A 15,644-nucleotide genomic window follows, 5' to 3' on the forward strand; every position below is an offset into this window, starting at 1 on the left:
AAAAAACGATCAGATTTGATTGATTTATACATTGAGTATATTGAAGAACAGAATCACATTGAGGGTAGTATTCTCATTATTGATGAATTAGGTAAATTCTTAGAATATGATGCGTATCAGAATCAAGATATTGGTTTTTATCAAGAATTAGCTGAAAAAACTGCAAGAGCAAAAAAGAAAATAGTTGTTGTCGGTATTTTGCACCAAGCATTTGGTGAGTATGCAAGACATCTTGGATTAGTGAAGCAACAAGAGTGGATTAAAGTTCAAGGAAGATATACAGATCTACCATTAGTTAGTAGTATTGATGAAAATATAAACCTGATTAGTAAGGCCATTTTAACTAATTATAAGCCTGAAAATAAACTTAAAGTAGTAGAGAGTTATATAGCTGCTTATAATGCTAGCCATATCTCTAAATTAGAAAATAAAGCTAAAATTCTTCATGAGTGTTGGCCTCTACATCCAGTAACAGTAACCTTACTAAGCTCACTTTCAAGAAAACAGTTTGGTCAAAATGAGCGAAGTATATTTAGTTTTCTATCATCGTATGAAATGTTAGGGTTTCGCGATGTTTTGCAAAATTTACCATTGGCTGAAGAAAGCTATTATTCTCCAGATATGCTTTGGGACTACTTACAAGCAAATTTAGAGTCTATGATTCTCTCTTCATCAGATGGGCATAAATGGGCATTAAATGTTAATGCAGTTGAAAGAGCACAGTCACAGTTTCCCTCGGATCACGTAAAGATAGTAAAAGCGGTGGCTGTTATAGGATTATTAAAAGATGGCGTTAATATACTATCTACTCAATCAATTATAGAAACTTGCTTCCCTCAGATTCCTATCCACTCAATTCTAGAAATTTTAAAGGCTCTAGAATCTGCATCTATATTAATATTTAGACGTCATTTAAACACTTGGGGGATCTATGCTGGTAGTGACTTCAATATCGATGAAGAAGTAAATAAAGTTTTAGCTATTCAGGGTGATGTCAGCATCTCTGAATTACAGACTTTATTAGATACTGTACCTGTGATTGCTTCACGTCATTATTGGGAAACTGGAGCAATGCGATGGATGAATAAAAATATTGTTTTTGAGAATAATTTAAAAGAGTTTAGGGAAAGGAATGATTTTAAAAATAAGAAGGAAGGCAGTTTCGTTTTAGTATTGCCTAATAAATATTATTCGGAAAAGCAATTATTGAATGTAGCAAAGAAGCTTTCTCAAGAAGAACGAGAAGATAACTTAATTGCGGTAGCAAGATTCGAAAGTCAAATAGTTGATTTACTTAAAGAGCTGAAAGCTTTGGAGTGGTTGAAAAAAAATAAGCTTGAACTTCAATCGGATAGTATTGCATTAAGAGAAGTTGATGCAAGGCTAAGTTCATTAAGAAATGTATTATCAAATAAATTTAAGAATGAGTTTAATAACAGTATTTGGTTTGATCATAATTCTCATAAATATGAAGGAAATTTATCTAAATTAGCATCAGATATTGCTGATAAAGTTTATGCGTATGTACCTGTGGTTCATAGCGAAATAGTGAATCGAGATGCCTATTCCGTGCCAGCAAGTAAAGCAATAAAAGACTTGATGAAAGCAATGTTATTTTTCAATGGCGTTGAAAATCTCAATTTGGATGGTACATCTGCTTCAGCTAGTTTGTATAAAACAGTTATTAAAAGTCAGAAAATTCATAAAAATGAACATGGAGTTTGGAAATTTGTAATACCAGCGCAGGAAGATAATTCATCGATTTTTTATCTTTGGGATACAACAATAGAGTTACTAAGAGGTGAACCGTACCGGGTTTGTCGGAGACTTTTTTATTTAAGTTAGGCCACCTGACCTAACGGGTTAATCTTATCATAGTACATTGCTTCAAACTCAAAAGGCGATACATAACCCAGTGCACTGTGTACACGCTTTTTATTGAACCAATCTACCCAGTTTAGTGTCGCAAGTTGTACATCTGCTAAACCTTGCCAATCTGCTTTTAAATATTCAATCACCTCTGTTTTGTATAAGCCATTCACCGTTTCAGCCAGAGCATTATCGTATGAATCACCTGTCGTACCGACTGATGCTCGTAAATTTGCAGCATCTAAACGATTGGTATAGCGAATAGAAAGATATTGAACACCTCTATCGGAATGATGAATCACATTCTTTGGCATGCCTCGATCGTGCAATGCTTGCTCCAATGCATCGAGCACCATATCTGTATTCATCCGTGTAGATACTTTCCATCCAACAATTGCTCGTGAGAACACATCAATAATAAAGGCGGTATAGACCCAGCCTGAATGTGTTTGAATATACGTAAAGTCACTGACCCATAATTGGTCAGGTCGATCAGCACTAAAATTCCGTTTCTATACATGAGCCAGTTTCACCCTGAAATTAATCTTCGTTATTTTTTTACAGATACTGGTAAAGAGTTACCAGAAGTTTATGCCTTTTTAGATCGCTTGGAGGCAGTTTTAGGGCAGGAAATTGAATTTATTAATGGTGATCGAGATTTTGATTTTTGGCTAAAACAATACAATCATTATTTACCAAGTGCTCAAACTCGTTGGTGTACTCGTCAGTTGAAATTAACCCCATTTAAAAAATGGATCAAACCTTGGTTAGATAAAGGAGATACAGTTTATAGTTATGTTGCGATTAGAGCTGATGAAGAACATCGAACAGGTCTTATTTCAGATCATAAAAATCTAAAAGTTATTTTACCATTCAGAGAAGATGGTATCGATAAACCAAGTGTCATAGAGATTCTTGAAAATGTTGGATTAGGATTACCAGAATATTATTCTTGGCGTTCAAGAAGTGGATGTACATTTTGTTTTTTTCAACAAAAAATTGAATGGGTTCGTCTAAGAGAAATTCATCCAGAAGCTTTTGAGGAAGCAAAGGCTTATGAAAAACTAGCTATAGATTCTGGATCACCATTTACCTGGACTCAAGGTGAGTCATTGGCTGATTTAGAAAAACCAGAACGTGTAGCTGCAATTAAATCAGAATTTGAGAAAAGACAAGCAAAGATGCAGAAACGGAAAAAAATAAATCCTTTACGTCCTCAGCTCATCGATATGGTAGATATCGATGAGCTATATTTTGAGGAGGAGGGAGGAGGAGCTTGTCTAGTTTGTCATAAGTAATCTACACTCTAATAAGTACTTGATGGCTCATCTTTCAATCCTAATGATTAAAGAATGTTTTCTATCATTGGGTTCAGGTATTTTAAATTTTGAATCTTTAACTAAAAGATCAAAACCTTTTAAGTTTTTATACTATCAATTTTTTTTGGTTGCATTATTTCATCTAGGATTTGCTTAGGACTAAGATCTAAATTTGGTAAATGGACTTTCAACCAGATTGAGATATCAATAGCTAATCTATCTGATGGTATATATTTGTCATCTTTAATAGCAATTATTTCCTGTCCGTTTTTAGCATGAGGGAAATTTTCAAATGTTTTATCGTTCTTTAATAAGGTTATATTAAACTTACAAGACCCTAAACGGCTAATGCGTGTTTGAGCGGGCTTTAAAATTGTTAATGCTGTATCTTGTTGAAGGGATATAACGTGTTCAGATCGCATGCGACCAATCAATTTTAAGTTACTTTTTTGATTAAATCAATAAAATCATCAAGGGAGCAACTTAATAAATGTTTTGAATTTGGATTTATGTCAATAAATTCTGTAATTTCTGTTAAAGTTTTTTGTGTAAAATTGATACTAAAGATTTAGAATTATACGGTATATAATCAGAATTTCTTAGTTGTAGAATATCTGCTTTAATAAATAATAAAGAGTTAAGCGCATGTTTCTCTTCTCTATATATTCCAGTTAAGTTACATTGCTGTGTAATATTAATCCAAATAGTATTCGTCTTGTAATCACAAAAATTCCACCAAAAGGAAAAATGGTTAATAGATTTTGTTTAAAAAATCTAAAATTTTAGTTTTACTTTTTGTTTTTCCACTAGGATATTTACAGTATGCATTAAGTAAATCAATTTCATTTGAACTACCACCCGTGTAAAAGTGATGAGAAAGGAGGGTGCGATGAGCATTAATATCAGACTCATATGCTAACATTCTATTGTTTTTACTAATAAAAGATTCTTCTAATTTTTTTGTAGATTCTTTTAGTGTTTCAGATTCTTCAATATTCCAAAGTAATTCTTTAATTAAAAAGTTATTTATCATATCACTAAATAAGACATGGTCATCTACAGAGTCAGTATGAATTCTCTCCATAATGGTAGCATCGAGTTTCCATAAAATCTTTGAGAACTCATTTTTAGCATTCTCTAATACATTATCCCATGTTTTTATTAAGTTTTTAGTGTTGTTGGAGATGTCTCTTTGAGAAATTAATTGATCTGCTAATAATTTTAATTTGATAGCACCATTTTCTAAATTTTTAAGTCAGATTTTGATAATAATGTTAAGCCTGTTGAGCTAATATGTGTTTCCTCAAAGTAATCACTTAATTTGTATTGTTCAGTATTAAAGTGAGAAGAAATTAAAATTATAGGAGGTAAGTTCTCAAGTTCAGAAATGCTTTTAAGGAAATCTTTAGAGTATGTATCTTTAAGTCTTAAATCTACAATCAAAAGAGCATAATCTTGTAAATTATCTATTTCGCTTTTAGTAGGAACATCTTCTTTAAAATTTAAATCATAATCATTTTCTGGGAATGATGATTTAATAATAGTTTTAACTTTTAACAAAGAGTCATTATTTGAATAAATTGTTTCAAGCGAAGATGTGAAAATAGGTAGACTTTTTCTCTAAAAAAATCTTTATTGAAATAATCATTAAATAATTTTTGAGGAGATAGCTGCGTTAGTTCGGCTAAAGATCTTAGTTGGAAGTCATCAGGATGTTTTTAATAAACTCATATAACTCAATGGTTTCCTCTTGATCTGGATCTGTAAGATTTAAGAAAAATCCTCAGCATATTCCATATACATTTCAGGGCGCAATCCGTTAATTTCGTCATCAATAATTAATATCTTATTTTTCACAATTTCATCTCTAAATATATATTAAAAGTTTGGTAATTCGATAATAAATGTTCTTAAACGTCCATCCTTCTCAACTTCATCATCTAGATAAAGCTTGGAAGAGTGATATTTTGCAATTTCTGATGCAATATATAATCCAAGTCCTTTCCCTTTTTTCTTATTTGAAAAGTAAGGCTTAAAGACATCCTCTTTATAATGAGGATCAATACCTGGGCCATTGTCACTAATAAAAATTACACGAGCTTTACTATCAATTTCAATGTTGATTTCAGCCTGATATTCACCTGACTTTAAACCTTGTTGCAACCAATAAACGGAATTAACTAAAAGATTTTCTAAAATTTGGGCAACTAGACCTCTAACCATGATGACTTGTACAGGTTTTAGTTCAGTCTTTCCATCAACAAATAATTTCGCAGTGATATTGTGTCTTTTAAACTTAGGTTGATAACCTTCAAGAATAGTATTTAATTGGGCTGTAATATTAAATTCTTCATTATCTTTCTTACTAGCTGGGCTAAGTATATCAATGCTTCTAATTCTCTTATGTGTTGCATCTATTTGTTTCTTTAATTCTTTTATTATAAGTTCTACTTGTTTTGGTGTATTTTCTTCATTATGTAACTGTGTAAGTAAATCAGAAGTATTTTCTGTAATTCTAGATAACCCGGATCCTGCTTAAGCCGATGATTCCTTAATTTGAATTGTTGGCTTATTTTGATGGGTTAATTGATATGCGCATAGCGAGGCATAAATTCCTCCAAGAAATCCATGAATACTACGTGCTTTACTCGTCACTAAATTGTATTGCCCCTTCAATAAACTGAATAATGTTTCTATCTTATTGCGTTGTCTTAGGTGATATTCATCTGATGCACAGAGTTGAATAGCCTGCATATTCTTTCGATGATAAGTAATTAAATCAATACCTTGATCTTTCAATCTGATTTTTAATTCTTGGCTGATGTAACCTCGATCCCCGTAAAGTTTTGCTTCTATACCAGCAACCAATTGCTCAACCATTTTTATGTCAGCAACATGTCCATTCGATAAAGCAGAACAGGCAATTTCACCAAATTGATTCATCGCAATATGTAATTTACAGCCATAAAACCAGCCCATTGAGCTTCTACCACGTGATGCAATTTGGACTAATGATTTATGACGCTGAATCCGTTGATTTTTACAAACTGGCAGAGTTGTTGAATCAATCCATAAATATTGTGTAGTTTGGTCTTTCATCAGCGCCACATGTAAAGCGTGTAGGGCCAATTGGTGCATATTGATCAGATGAATCATCCTTTGATAGCAAGGCAAGTACTTAAATAAATGGCTTTTATCTTCTTTTAACCAGGTGAAAAAGGCTTTGAAATTATTGAAATGAGAGCATTTGTACCAAATGGCAATAAAGCAGATTTCTGAAATTTTGAGTTGAGCAGTTCTGATTCTTAAGGAACCACAGTTTTGTTTGAGAAACTCCCAATAAGTTGATTCAAATTTAAGAAAAAAATCATCAATTACGCAGAATAATTCGGTACTATTGAACATCAGGACTAGAGTTGTGAGTTTGGTGTGGTAACTCAACTGATGGCTCTAGTCCTCTTATTTTTCAAGTCAATTTCTTATCCGCGATTCGGGTTAGATAGTTCATGAGCAATAATATCTGCCATTTGTCCTAAATTAGCTAGTTCAAGTATTTCTGTGCTTTTTTCGGATAGATTATGTATTCGTGTGTTTAGTCCACCTATAATTTCATTTTGATTTTTAATTAATTGTTGGATTTCTTCTATATCTTTATTGTCTTCGTCATTAAGTTTTTTGAGATTTTGGTTAAGTTTTTTCTGCTTTTTAATCAAAAGTCCAGATGAATTAACTTTTTATCTAGGTCAGTTTGTAGAAATATTTCTTGGACAGACTTATATGCATGAATATGTTTCAGTAAATCTTGACGTAATGTCTCACTTAATAATTTTTTAGTATTTTAAATTCATTAGATTCTGTGAGGCTTTGTCGATTAGCTGTATCTTGTAATTTAGGATTTTCAATTTTAGAAATTTCTAAAGCGCCAACTGTTTGGTATCTATTTAAGGTATAACCTTGTCCTCTTAATGCCTGATTATCCCATTCTAACCAATCATCATTTAACCCACCTGTAAATCCAATACGGAAATTGTCTCGATATATGCTAATCCCACCTACCCATTTATCTAATTCACTTTTTATCATGCGAAGTGTTTTATCTAAAGTTGCTGTAAGATCTTTCCTATTAAACCAATATAAAGTAACATTAAATTTCCCCAAAGATTTTAAGATAGCACTATAGTTTATATAGTCCTCATCTTTTTCCTCGCCTAATATATTAATTAATTCATGACCAAACCAAGTTCGTGTTTCAGCTGAATTATGATCTTTCCATGTTACCTTTCCTTCCAACCATGGTTTACTTACATCATTTGAACTTGGGTCAAATATGTACTCTGCCCTAAAATTGGCCTGCTCAGTTAGCCAAATTGGAATACTTGTTAGTCTTAATCTCTTATTGTTTTGATAAATATTAATAGGAAAATTTTTCTTATCTGCAGAAAATGGATTTCTTAACCTACGTATATAATCTTCTACAAATATTTGTGTCTTTTTTAAATCCCAGTGGGATAATAAATCTGTAATTATAATTTTTGTTCCATGTTGAAAATCACATTCTATTTCATTTGCAGTAAGCTCAATATCTGTTAACGCAATATTGGGGTTGTCAAATTTATTCCAATCAAAAATTATACTATTACCAATCTTGTCATTAGAGGTTTTTGTAATAACTTTAGCTTTATTCCCTAATTTCATCATTGAGAGTCTGCCAATACCTTTTTCTCCTAGTAGAACACGTCCATTTTCTTCTGCCTTATTTAATTTATATGGAGTGCCTATCACTAAGAAGACTTCTTCTAATTCTTCTCTAGTCATTCCCTTGCCCGTGTCTATTATTTGAATCGAATAGAACCTTTTTTTCAGTTTTTGGATATTTTCTATAATAAAATTTTCAAACTCTTCTTTATTATTGAACGAATTGATTTTTTCTAGAATATTATTGATTTCTTCAATAAATGGATTGTTATAAAAATCCTCATCAATTTTTAAATCATTGGCTGTGTATTTTTGCATGTTGAGTTGAATTGAGCTAATAATCTTTTTTTATCAATATCTTGTTTGTTGAAATTTTTAGCCAAAAGGGTTTCTAAATAGTCTAGGCTCATTGGGTATTTAATTTTAATTTTGACATCTTCAGAATGTGCATCAAAAGAATTCTTCATTAATTCGTTTAAGGCCATTTCTTCAGATGTGATAAGCTCAGCTCCAAGGTGTCTGAGAGTTCTAGCTGCTATTTTAAAAGTAATAGCCATAAAATAACCTATAATTTTATATATTTAAATGAAAGCATCATATCAAACATTTTAATCAAAATGTTTGATTACATCATCATACAAAAAATTGAATTTAGGAACACCTTTTCTCTTTGTTTGTTTAAGATCTTAGTTGTCTGAATAAATTGAACTATTTTCTCAACCCATCAATAAAATCAGACCATTCCTGCATCATCTTTATTCGATATTCTAGATGTTGTGCATGATTGTAAGCTTGGGAAACAGCATTACCCACTCTATGAGCTAGCTGAATTTCAATTGCATCATGCATATAACCCTGCTCATGTAAGGTCGTAGAGGCAAGCCCACGGAAGCCATGACCCGTCATTTTACCGTTATAGCCCATTGTGCGGATCACATACAAAATTGCATTACTACTCATAGGTTTGGCTGTGCTGTGATTATAAAAAACATAGGGCTTTCTGCCTGTGAGTGGTAATAAGCTTTCTAGTAGTTCGATTGCTTGCGTAGATAATGGAACGAGATGAGGCAAAGCCATTTTCATTTTTTCGGCTGGTATACGCCATATCTTGTTCTCAAAATCGATTTCACTCCACTCCATCATTCTGTGTTCAGCAGTCCGTACAAAAGTTAGAGTCATCAACTGAAGTGCAGTCTTGATCACTGGATTGCCATGATAACGGTCCATGCGTTCAAGAAAGGGAGGAAACCCTGAAATATCCAATCGAGCCATATGCTTCACTTTACGAGGCTTTAAGGCTTCTTGAAGGTGTGAACCGTACCGGGTTTGTCGGAGACTCAATATTCTGAGAGACTATTCCGATGAAAAAACCAAACTATACCCCCGAAATTAGAGAAAGAGCGGTTCAATTACTAATTGAATCTGAAAAAGATTATCCATCGAATTGGGCAGCAGTTTCCGCAATTGCTCCTAAAATTGGCTGTACTCCTGAAACACTTCGTGTTTGGTATCAAAAATACTTAGATCAACAAAATCCCGCCAAAGTACAACAGGTATCTGACCAAGAAAAAATGAAGCAAATGGAACGTGAAATTAAAGAATTAAAACGTGCCAATGAAATTCTACGTAAAGCAGCCGCTTTTTTCGCCCAGGCGGAGCTCGACCGCCCACACAAATAATGGTGGATTTTATCCATAACAATAAGGCGTTATATGGTGTTGAAGCGATTTGTAGAATTTTACCGATTGCAGCTTCGACCTATTATCGGGCTTTAGATTTCGTTGATAACCCAGAACATCGAGCGAAACGTGCTCTGCATGATTTACATCATGCAGAGCAAATCAAACGTATTTGGAAAGAAAGTTCAGGTCGATATGGTGTACGTAAAGTTTGGCAAAAATTGAAACGTGAGGGTTATGTTATTGCACGTTGTACAGTTGCTCGATTGATGCAAAAGCTAGGTATACAAGGTGTTTGGCGTGGTAAGAATAAACAAACCACCCGTAGCCGAGATGATCAAAAACGAGCAGATGATTTAGTGAAACGGAATTTTAGTGCTGATCGACCTGACCAATTATGGGTCAGTGACTTTACGTATATTCAAACACATTCAGGCTGGGTCTATACCGCCTTTATTATTGATGTGTTCTCACGAGCAATTGTTGGATGGAAAGTATCTACACGGATGAATACAGATATGGTGCTCGATGCATTGGAGCAAGCATTGCACGATCGAGGCATGCCAAAGAATGTGATTCATCATTCCGATAGAGGTGTTCAATATCTTTCTATTCGCTATACCAATCGTTTAGATGCTGCAAATTTACGAGCATCAGTCGGTACGACAGGTGATTCATACGATAATGCTCTGGCTGAAACGGTGAATGGCTTATACAAAACAGAGGTGATTGAATATTTAAAAGCAGATTGGCAAGGTTTAGCAGATGTACAACTTGCGACACTAAACTGGGTAGATTGGTTCAATAAAAAGCGTGTACACAGTGCACTGGGTTATGTATCGCCTTTTGAGTTTGAAGCAATGTACTATGATAAGATTAACCCGTTAGGTCAGGTGGCCTAACTTAAATAAAAAAGTCTCCGACAAACCCGGTACGGTTCAGTGAGGTGTTAGATCATTTTCAATAATGTCTTTACGGATAGCAAAACGAAAAATTCGACTAGTTAAAGGGATTGAGGGTTTCGCCATTTCCAGCGCACCACGCTCTTCAATTTTCTTGGCGCAAGCTAATACGTCTTTACCTTTGATTTGATCAATTGGCATATTACCTAGGGCTGGGAAAAGGTCTTTTTCAAATACCGATAAATCGCGTAAATAGGTCGCTTCTTTAATCACTGCTTTACGGTCTTCCATCCATTCCATTGCAAGTGCTCTGAAAAGTGTATTTTCATCGACCTGCAATTTTTTTTGTTTCTTCGCTTCGTTTGGATTAATTCCATCTTTTAAGTTTAAGCGTGTTTCATCACGAATTCTTCTTGCTTGGGCAAGTGTGGTGTCAGGATATGAACCAATACTAAAAATATTTTCTTTGCCATTGAAGCGAAATTTCATACGCTAATGTATACCACCTGATGGCATGGCTTCCAGATATGCCTTTTTCATCAGAATATTTGGTTTTCTTTTCTAATAATGGTTCGATCTTTCTAACCTGAGCATACTGTAAGTATTGCAGCGCTTCCCGTGGAAATTTGGGGGTATAAAAATGGGGGGAATTTATTATATCCCCAGTAAATTTAGGATTTAATAGAGTCAATTAGAAAACATAAGGCAATAAAAAAAGCCTAAACCCTTTAGATTTAAGCTTTCTCATTTCATGTAATCACATGAATAAAAAATTCTGGCGGTGAGAGAGGGATTCGAACCCTCGATACGCGCAAACGTATACACACTTTCCAGGCGTGCTCCTTCAGCCACTCGGACACCTCACCAAGGTGTGCGATAGTAACCAAAAAAATGCACGCTGCCAAGTTGTAGTCGAACAGATTTGCAGAAAAACTTTTTGGCTAGTGATAATATTGCGCCATATAACGTTCTATTTTGAAGACGACATAATATGCAAAGTACTGCAAAAAAAGCCGCTTTGCCCGCGATGACGCTGGCAGCATTAGGGGTGGTATTTGGAGACATTGGAACCAGTCCCCTCTATGCGATACGGCAATGCTTTGTCACAGGACATGTTGATATCAGCGAAGGATCGATCTTAGGTATTCTTTCCCTGATCTTCTGGTGTATGAACCTGACCATCAGTTTTAAATATGTGTCGATGATCATGCGCGCAGACAACAACGGCGAAGGCGGGATTATGTCCTTGCTTGCACTGAACCTGCGTTCTACCGTTTTTAGCAACAAAAATAAAATCTTCCTGATTGCATTGGGTTTTATCGGTGCATCGCTATTCTTTGGTGACGGGATCATTACCCCGGCCATTTCTGTACTGTCAGCGATTGAAGGTCTGAGTCTGGTGACGCCTGCTTTAGATCGTTGGTTGGTGCCGATTGCTTTAGGCATCCTGACTGCACTGTTTATGGTACAACGGCATGGTACCGCCACCATGGGCAAATTCTTTGGGCCAATTACCTTATTATGGTTTGCGTCCATTGGTCTGATTGGGCTATGGAGCATCATTCAAACCCCATATGTGTTGATGATGATTAACCCTTATTGGGCATTCCATTTTGTCTTTGATCAACCAACAGTTGCCTTTATCACCATGGGCGCAGTGATTCTGACCATGACTGGTGGTGAAGCACTGTATGCCGATATGGGCCATTTTGGGCGCGTGCCGATTAAACTGGCCTGGTTCTGTGTGGTTCTTCCTTGCTTATTACTGAATTATGCAGGGCAAGGGGCATTGCTGTTACGTGATGCCAAAGCCATTGAAAACCCGTTCTATTTACTGGTTCCTGATTGGGCTTTATTCCCAATGATCGGTTTGGCAACAGCCGCAGCCGTGATTGCATCTCAAGCGGTGATTACGGGCGTATTCTCGATGGCAAACCAAGCTATTCAGTTACGTTATTTGCCGCGCCTAACCGTACACCACACTTCAGATGTGGAACAAGGTCAGATCTATCTGCCTTTCATCAACTGGGTGCTCTTCATCTCGGTGGTGATCCTGATTTTACTGTTTGAAAGCAGTGCGGAATTGGCCAGTGCTTATGGTGTAGCCGTGACCATGACCATGCTCTGCGGTACGATTTTGATCTCGACTTTGGCTTATGGGGTTTGGCGTTGGCCAGTATGGAAAGTGGCATTATTTGCGGTGCCGTTCCTTGCAATCGATTTAGTTTTCGTTGCTTCAACCTCATTAAAAATCCTGTCAGGCGGCTGGGTGCCAATCTTGATCGGTGTGGCCGTGTTTACCATCTTGATGACATGGAAACGTGGTCGTGAAATTGTCTACAACCGCATGGAAACCAATGCCTTACCGATTGAATTATTTATCCAGAGTATTGGGATGAGCAAAGAAACCCATTTTGTACCGGGTGAGGCGATTTTCCTGACGGGTACGCCAAACATTGTGCCGCATGCGATGTTGCATAACATCAAACACAATAAGGTGCTGCATGAGCGTAATGTGATGGTGACGGTCTATACTCAAGATATTCCGTATGTGACTGATGAAGATCGCCTGAAAGTTGAAAAACTGGACGAGCATTTTTATCGTATCTATGTGTATTACGGTTTTAAAGATCAGCCGAATATTCCCGTTGCTTTGGCACAAGCTTATCAAGCACTGGATTTTGAGTTTGATATGATGCAAATGAGCTTCTTTATTTCACGTGACCGTATCGTGCATACCGTGGGGGATGGCATGTCGCCGTGGCGTGAAAAACTGTTTATTTCGATGCAGCGTAATACCAGCCCGGTCAGTGACTTTTATCAGATCCCGACCAACCGTGTGGTGGAACTGGGCAGTCAGATTGAAATTTAAATAAAAACAATAAAAAAGGCACTTTCGGGTGCCTTTTTTATTGTCTGTTGCCTGAGTGTACAGATTTGCGACATAAAATGTCGCTCTGGGCTGAAACTCAATGTACACAGGGCTTTTGAGTTGTTAAGCTGCGCGTTCATATTGATTTTGATGTAGTTATGGCAAAGAAACCAACCCGAAAGAGTAAAAGCCCATTTGCATTTTTGAGCCAACATGTTGGAAAGATGATGTTGGCATTGGTCGCAACAGGCAGTTTTGCGATCGCATTTGGCAGTGAAAAAATTTCGAAGTTGATGCCATTTCAATCTAGTAATAGCGCATGTTTGAAACAGTTTTATCGTGACGTTCCACCGTTATTGAGCAGAGACAGCCTGAAAAAAGACAGCTATGCACTGTGTTTTAATGATTTTAGTGTGATGTATTCTGGTCTTTCCAAAACACCATTATGGTCAGCAGAGTATCTGACCCCTGAACGTCTTAGTGTCAAAATTAAACGTGAAGACAATTTCCATGAAGAAACCCGGGTGAAGCTGCAACATCGTGCTTTATTATCGGATTATCGTGGTTCGGGCTACGACCGTGGTCATATGGCACCGAATGGTGATATGAGTAATACCGCATCGCAATATGACAGCTTTTCTTTAGCCAATATGGTGCCACAAGCACCGAAAAACAATCAGGAAGTCTGGCGCAAATTAGAAGAAGCGGTGCGTTCGATGGTGACCAAACAGCATAAAGATGCTTACGTCCTGACAGGTCCTGTATTTGAAGGCAAACGCCTGAAAACCATTGGTCAAGGGGTGATTGTCCCAACAGCGGTCTATAAAGCGGTATATTTACCCAAGCAGGGCATTATTGGTGCCTATTACGCGCCAAACAATAATTCTTTAAAGGTCGAAGTGGTCAGTGTTTGCTATCTCGAAGAAAAACTGGGCATCAACCTATTTCCACAACTGACTGAGCAGCAAAAGCGTAATGTGTACCAGCTGCCAGTATCTGCGCAGCAAGTGAAGCCGAACAAAGACATTAGCTATTTGCATTGGGATGGGCGAAGTCAATGTGCGGAAGAAGCCAAGACCGATGCCATTCAAGCGCAGCAGCGTGAATTTAGCTCACAGCCAACCGAGGCACCTGACAGTAAATTCCCGCAAATTGATGAAGAGACCAAACAAGCCTTGATCAACCAGCTGGTAAATGCCTTGGTGCAATATTTTTTACAAATGTTGAGATAATGTAGAACATCTTGCAATGTCCGCGTGCTTGGCTCATGTTGTGGGATAGACAAGAACAATGAGAGAAAAACATGTTTAAACCGTTTGAACAGGGCGATGAGTCGTCTGCGATCTATGATCTGACCTTAGAAAATCAGGTCGATTGTGTCAGTCTCTATGGTAATTTGCAGATTACCAAAGATCAGGCCGGTCTAAAAACTGCGAAGGCACTGCAAAATTTTATCAATGATGTGGTTACTGCATTAGAGCAGCAAGATTTGCCTGAACAGATTGAACGTCAGCCTGAACAGGATATTGAAAATCCTTTTCTATAAATAAAAAAAAACAGCCGTTACAGGCTGTTTTTTTATGGGCTGTTTCGAGCTTAGTTTTTCTCGCTACTTACCACTTTATAGATCACTGCACCAATGATGGCACCAATAATTGGCGCAACCCAGAACAACCAAAGTTGACCGAGAGCAGCGGTTTCAGCAAAGAAAGCCACACCTGTACTACGCGCTGGGTTGACCGAGGTATTGGTCACTGGAATACTGATCAAATGGATCACCGTGAGCGTCAAACCAATCGCGATTGGAGCAAAGCCAGCAGGTGCATTTTTATGCGTAGATAATAAGATAATGATTAAGAATACCGCGGTCAGTACCACTTCAATCAGGAACGCAGATGCGATAGAGAAATGGTTTGGAGAGAGTTCGCCATAACCGTTGGTTGCAAAACCACCTGTCCCTGCGAAGCCAGCTTGGCCTTGTACAATAATGTACAGCACGAATGCTGCAAAAGTTGCGCCAATGACTTGAGAAATAATATATGGAACCAAGTCTTTGGCATCTAAACGCCCACCGACCCATAAACCGACACTGACGGCTGGGTTAAAATGTGCTCCAGAAATATGACCGAATGCATAAGCACCGGTTAAAACAGTTAAACCAAACGCAAATGCAACACCTAAGAAGCCAATCCCAAGTTCTGGAAATGCAGCTGCAAGTACAGCACTACCACAACCACCGAAAACAAGCCAAAAGGTTCCGAGAAATTCTGCTAAATATTTGTTCATTGTTATCACCACACCAATTCTA

15 protein-coding genes, 1 tRNA gene, 3 pseudogenes and 1 other annotated feature are annotated in these 15,644 nt (G+C 36.6%); of the genes and pseudogenes, 6 read left to right on the forward strand and 13 right to left on the reverse strand.

The features are described from left to right. Positions 1-15 precede the first annotated feature (15 nt). A complete protein-coding gene (locus NQU59_RS04480) occupies positions 16-1,845 on the forward strand; it encodes a hypothetical protein (RefSeq protein WP_257065204.1) in 1,830 nt (609 codons plus the stop codon). On the opposite strand, the pseudogene NQU59_RS04485 reads toward NQU59_RS04480, so the two are convergent. After that, a pseudogene (locus tag NQU59_RS04485) lies at positions 1,842-2,381 on the reverse strand (IS3 family transposase); the annotation flags it as partial. The gene NQU59_RS04480 and the pseudogene NQU59_RS04485 sit on opposite strands and share 4 nt — an antisense overlap. Before the next feature lie 6 nt (positions 2,382-2,387). Between NQU59_RS04485 and NQU59_RS04490 the strand changes: the two are divergent. Beyond that, positions 2,388-3,167, forward strand: a complete 780-nt coding sequence (locus tag NQU59_RS04490; RefSeq protein ID WP_257065205.1) for a phosphoadenosine phosphosulfate reductase family protein — start codon at positions 2,388-2,390, stop codon at positions 3,165-3,167. Positions 3,168-3,286: 119 nt separating this feature from the next. On the opposite strand, the gene NQU59_RS04495 is transcribed toward NQU59_RS04490, so the two are convergent. From NQU59_RS04495 to NQU59_RS04535, 9 genes and pseudogenes are all read right to left on the reverse strand, one after another. Further along, positions 3,287-3,610 carry a hypothetical protein gene (locus NQU59_RS04495; RefSeq protein WP_257065206.1) on the reverse strand — a complete coding sequence of 108 codons (324 nt, stop codon included), beginning with the start codon at positions 3,608-3,610 and terminating at the stop codon, positions 3,287-3,289. Positions 3,611-3,939: 329 nt separating this feature from the next. Further along, positions 3,940-4,272, reverse strand: a complete 333-nt coding sequence (locus NQU59_RS04500) for a hypothetical protein (protein ID WP_257065207.1) — start codon at positions 4,270-4,272, stop codon at positions 3,940-3,942. Between the two features lie 158 nt (positions 4,273-4,430). Continuing rightward, positions 4,431-4,748, reverse strand: coding sequence for a hypothetical protein (locus NQU59_RS04505; RefSeq protein WP_257065208.1), 318 nt, complete (start codon positions 4,746-4,748; stop codon positions 4,431-4,433). A gap of 318 nt (positions 4,749-5,066) precedes the next feature. Further along, on the reverse strand, positions 5,067-5,411 hold the full coding sequence (locus NQU59_RS04510; protein ID WP_257065209.1) for an ATP-binding protein: 345 nt from the start codon (positions 5,409-5,411) through the stop codon (positions 5,067-5,069). Positions 5,412-5,723: 312 nt separating this feature from the next. Continuing rightward, positions 5,724-6,593, reverse strand: a complete 870-nt coding sequence (locus NQU59_RS04515) for an IS982 family transposase (protein ID WP_161419859.1) — start codon at positions 6,591-6,593, stop codon at positions 5,724-5,726. 74 nt (positions 6,594-6,667) lie between these two features. Beyond that, entirely contained in the window at positions 6,668-6,901 is a 234-nt protein-coding gene (locus NQU59_RS04520; RefSeq protein ID WP_257065210.1) for a hypothetical protein, read from the reverse strand. 106 nt (positions 6,902-7,007) lie between these two features. Next, complete coding sequence (locus tag NQU59_RS04525; RefSeq protein ID WP_257065211.1) at positions 7,008-8,201, reverse strand: ATP-binding protein; 1,194 nt, start codon at positions 8,199-8,201, stop codon at positions 7,008-7,010. Next, positions 8,174-8,440 (reverse strand): hypothetical protein, encoded by a 267-nt coding sequence (locus tag NQU59_RS04530; protein ID WP_257065212.1) that lies wholly within the window; start codon positions 8,438-8,440, stop codon positions 8,174-8,176. The genes NQU59_RS04525 and NQU59_RS04530 overlap by 28 nt, the downstream gene beginning before the upstream one ends. Before the next feature lie 151 nt (positions 8,441-8,591). Beyond that, positions 8,592-9,194, reverse strand: a pseudogene (locus NQU59_RS04535) (tyrosine-type recombinase/integrase); the annotation flags it as partial. Between the two features lie 50 nt (positions 9,195-9,244). Between NQU59_RS04535 and NQU59_RS04540 the strand changes: the two are divergent. Continuing rightward, positions 9,245-10,464 (forward strand): IS3 family transposase gene (locus NQU59_RS04540; RefSeq protein WP_107114716.1). Its coding sequence is split into 2 segments (ribosomal slippage): positions 9,245-9,521 and positions 9,521-10,464, totalling 1,221 coding nucleotides; the frame shifts between segments, so codons are not numbered across the junction. Further along, positions 9,520-9,636, forward strand: a sequence feature (AL1L pseudoknot). It overlaps the preceding gene by 117 nt. 39 nt (positions 10,465-10,503) lie before the next feature. On the opposite strand, the pseudogene NQU59_RS04545 reads toward NQU59_RS04540, so the two are convergent. Next, positions 10,504-11,074 (reverse strand): annotated as a pseudogene (locus tag NQU59_RS04545) (tyrosine-type recombinase/integrase); the annotation flags it as partial. 166 nt (positions 11,075-11,240) lie between these two features. Beyond that, positions 11,241-11,330, reverse strand: a tRNA-Ser gene (locus NQU59_RS04550). A 125-nt stretch (positions 11,331-11,455) separates the two neighbouring features. Here NQU59_RS04550 and NQU59_RS04555 point away from each other — a divergent pair. From NQU59_RS04555 to NQU59_RS04565, 3 genes are all read left to right on the forward strand, one after another. Then, positions 11,456-13,336: a potassium transporter Kup gene (locus NQU59_RS04555; RefSeq protein WP_257065213.1), complete on the forward strand. Its 1,881-nt coding sequence runs from the start codon at positions 11,456-11,458 to the stop codon at positions 13,334-13,336. 158 nt (positions 13,337-13,494) lie between these two features. After that, complete coding sequence (locus NQU59_RS04560; protein WP_010589714.1) at positions 13,495-14,568, forward strand: DNA/RNA non-specific endonuclease; 1,074 nt, start codon at positions 13,495-13,497, stop codon at positions 14,566-14,568. 71 nt (positions 14,569-14,639) lie between these two features. Further along, positions 14,640-14,882: a hypothetical protein gene (locus NQU59_RS04565; RefSeq protein ID WP_016651382.1), complete on the forward strand. Its 243-nt coding sequence runs from the start codon at positions 14,640-14,642 to the stop codon at positions 14,880-14,882. A 50-nt stretch (positions 14,883-14,932) separates the two neighbouring features. On the opposite strand, the gene aqpZ is transcribed toward NQU59_RS04565, so the two are convergent. Then, entirely contained in the window at positions 14,933-15,622 is a 690-nt protein-coding gene (gene aqpZ / locus NQU59_RS04570) for an aquaporin Z (protein ID WP_005275701.1), read from the reverse strand. Positions 15,623-15,644 lie beyond the last annotated feature (22 nt).

The organism is Acinetobacter colistiniresistens, from assembly GCF_024582815.1.
Classification (GTDB): Bacteria; Pseudomonadota; Gammaproteobacteria; order Pseudomonadales; family Moraxellaceae; genus Acinetobacter.

Bases quoted from the DNA above. Each gene is read 5' to 3' on its own strand.
- NQU59_RS04525 (WP_257065211.1), bottom strand. From the start codon at position 8,201: ATGCAAAAATACACAGCCAATGATTTAAAAATTGATGAGGATTTTTAT.
- NQU59_RS04515 (WP_161419859.1), bottom strand. From the start codon at position 6,593: ATGTTCAATAGTACCGAATTATTCTGCGTAATTGATGATTTTTTTCTT.
- NQU59_RS04495 (WP_257065206.1), bottom strand. From the start codon at position 3,610: ATGCGATCTGAACACGTTATATCCCTTCAACAAGATACAGCATTAACA.
- NQU59_RS04560 (WP_010589714.1), top strand. From the start codon at position 13,495: ATGGCAAAGAAACCAACCCGAAAGAGTAAAAGCCCATTTGCATTTTTG.
- NQU59_RS04565 (WP_016651382.1), top strand. From the start codon at position 14,640: ATGTTTAAACCGTTTGAACAGGGCGATGAGTCGTCTGCGATCTATGAT.
- NQU59_RS04510 (WP_257065209.1), bottom strand. From the start codon at position 5,411: ATGGTTAGAGGTCTAGTTGCCCAAATTTTAGAAAATCTTTTAGTTAAT.
- NQU59_RS04490 (WP_257065205.1), top strand. From the start codon at position 2,388: ATGAGCCAGTTTCACCCTGAAATTAATCTTCGTTATTTTTTTACAGAT.
- NQU59_RS04500 (WP_257065207.1), bottom strand. From the start codon at position 4,272: ATGGAGAGAATTCATACTGACTCTGTAGATGACCATGTCTTATTTAGT.
- NQU59_RS04555 (WP_257065213.1), top strand. From the start codon at position 11,456: ATGCAAAGTACTGCAAAAAAAGCCGCTTTGCCCGCGATGACGCTGGCA.
- aqpZ (WP_005275701.1), bottom strand. From the start codon at position 15,622: ATGAACAAATATTTAGCAGAATTTCTCGGAACCTTTTGGCTTGTTTTC.
- NQU59_RS04530 (WP_257065212.1), bottom strand. From the start codon at position 8,440: ATGGCTATTACTTTTAAAATAGCAGCTAGAACTCTCAGACACCTTGGA.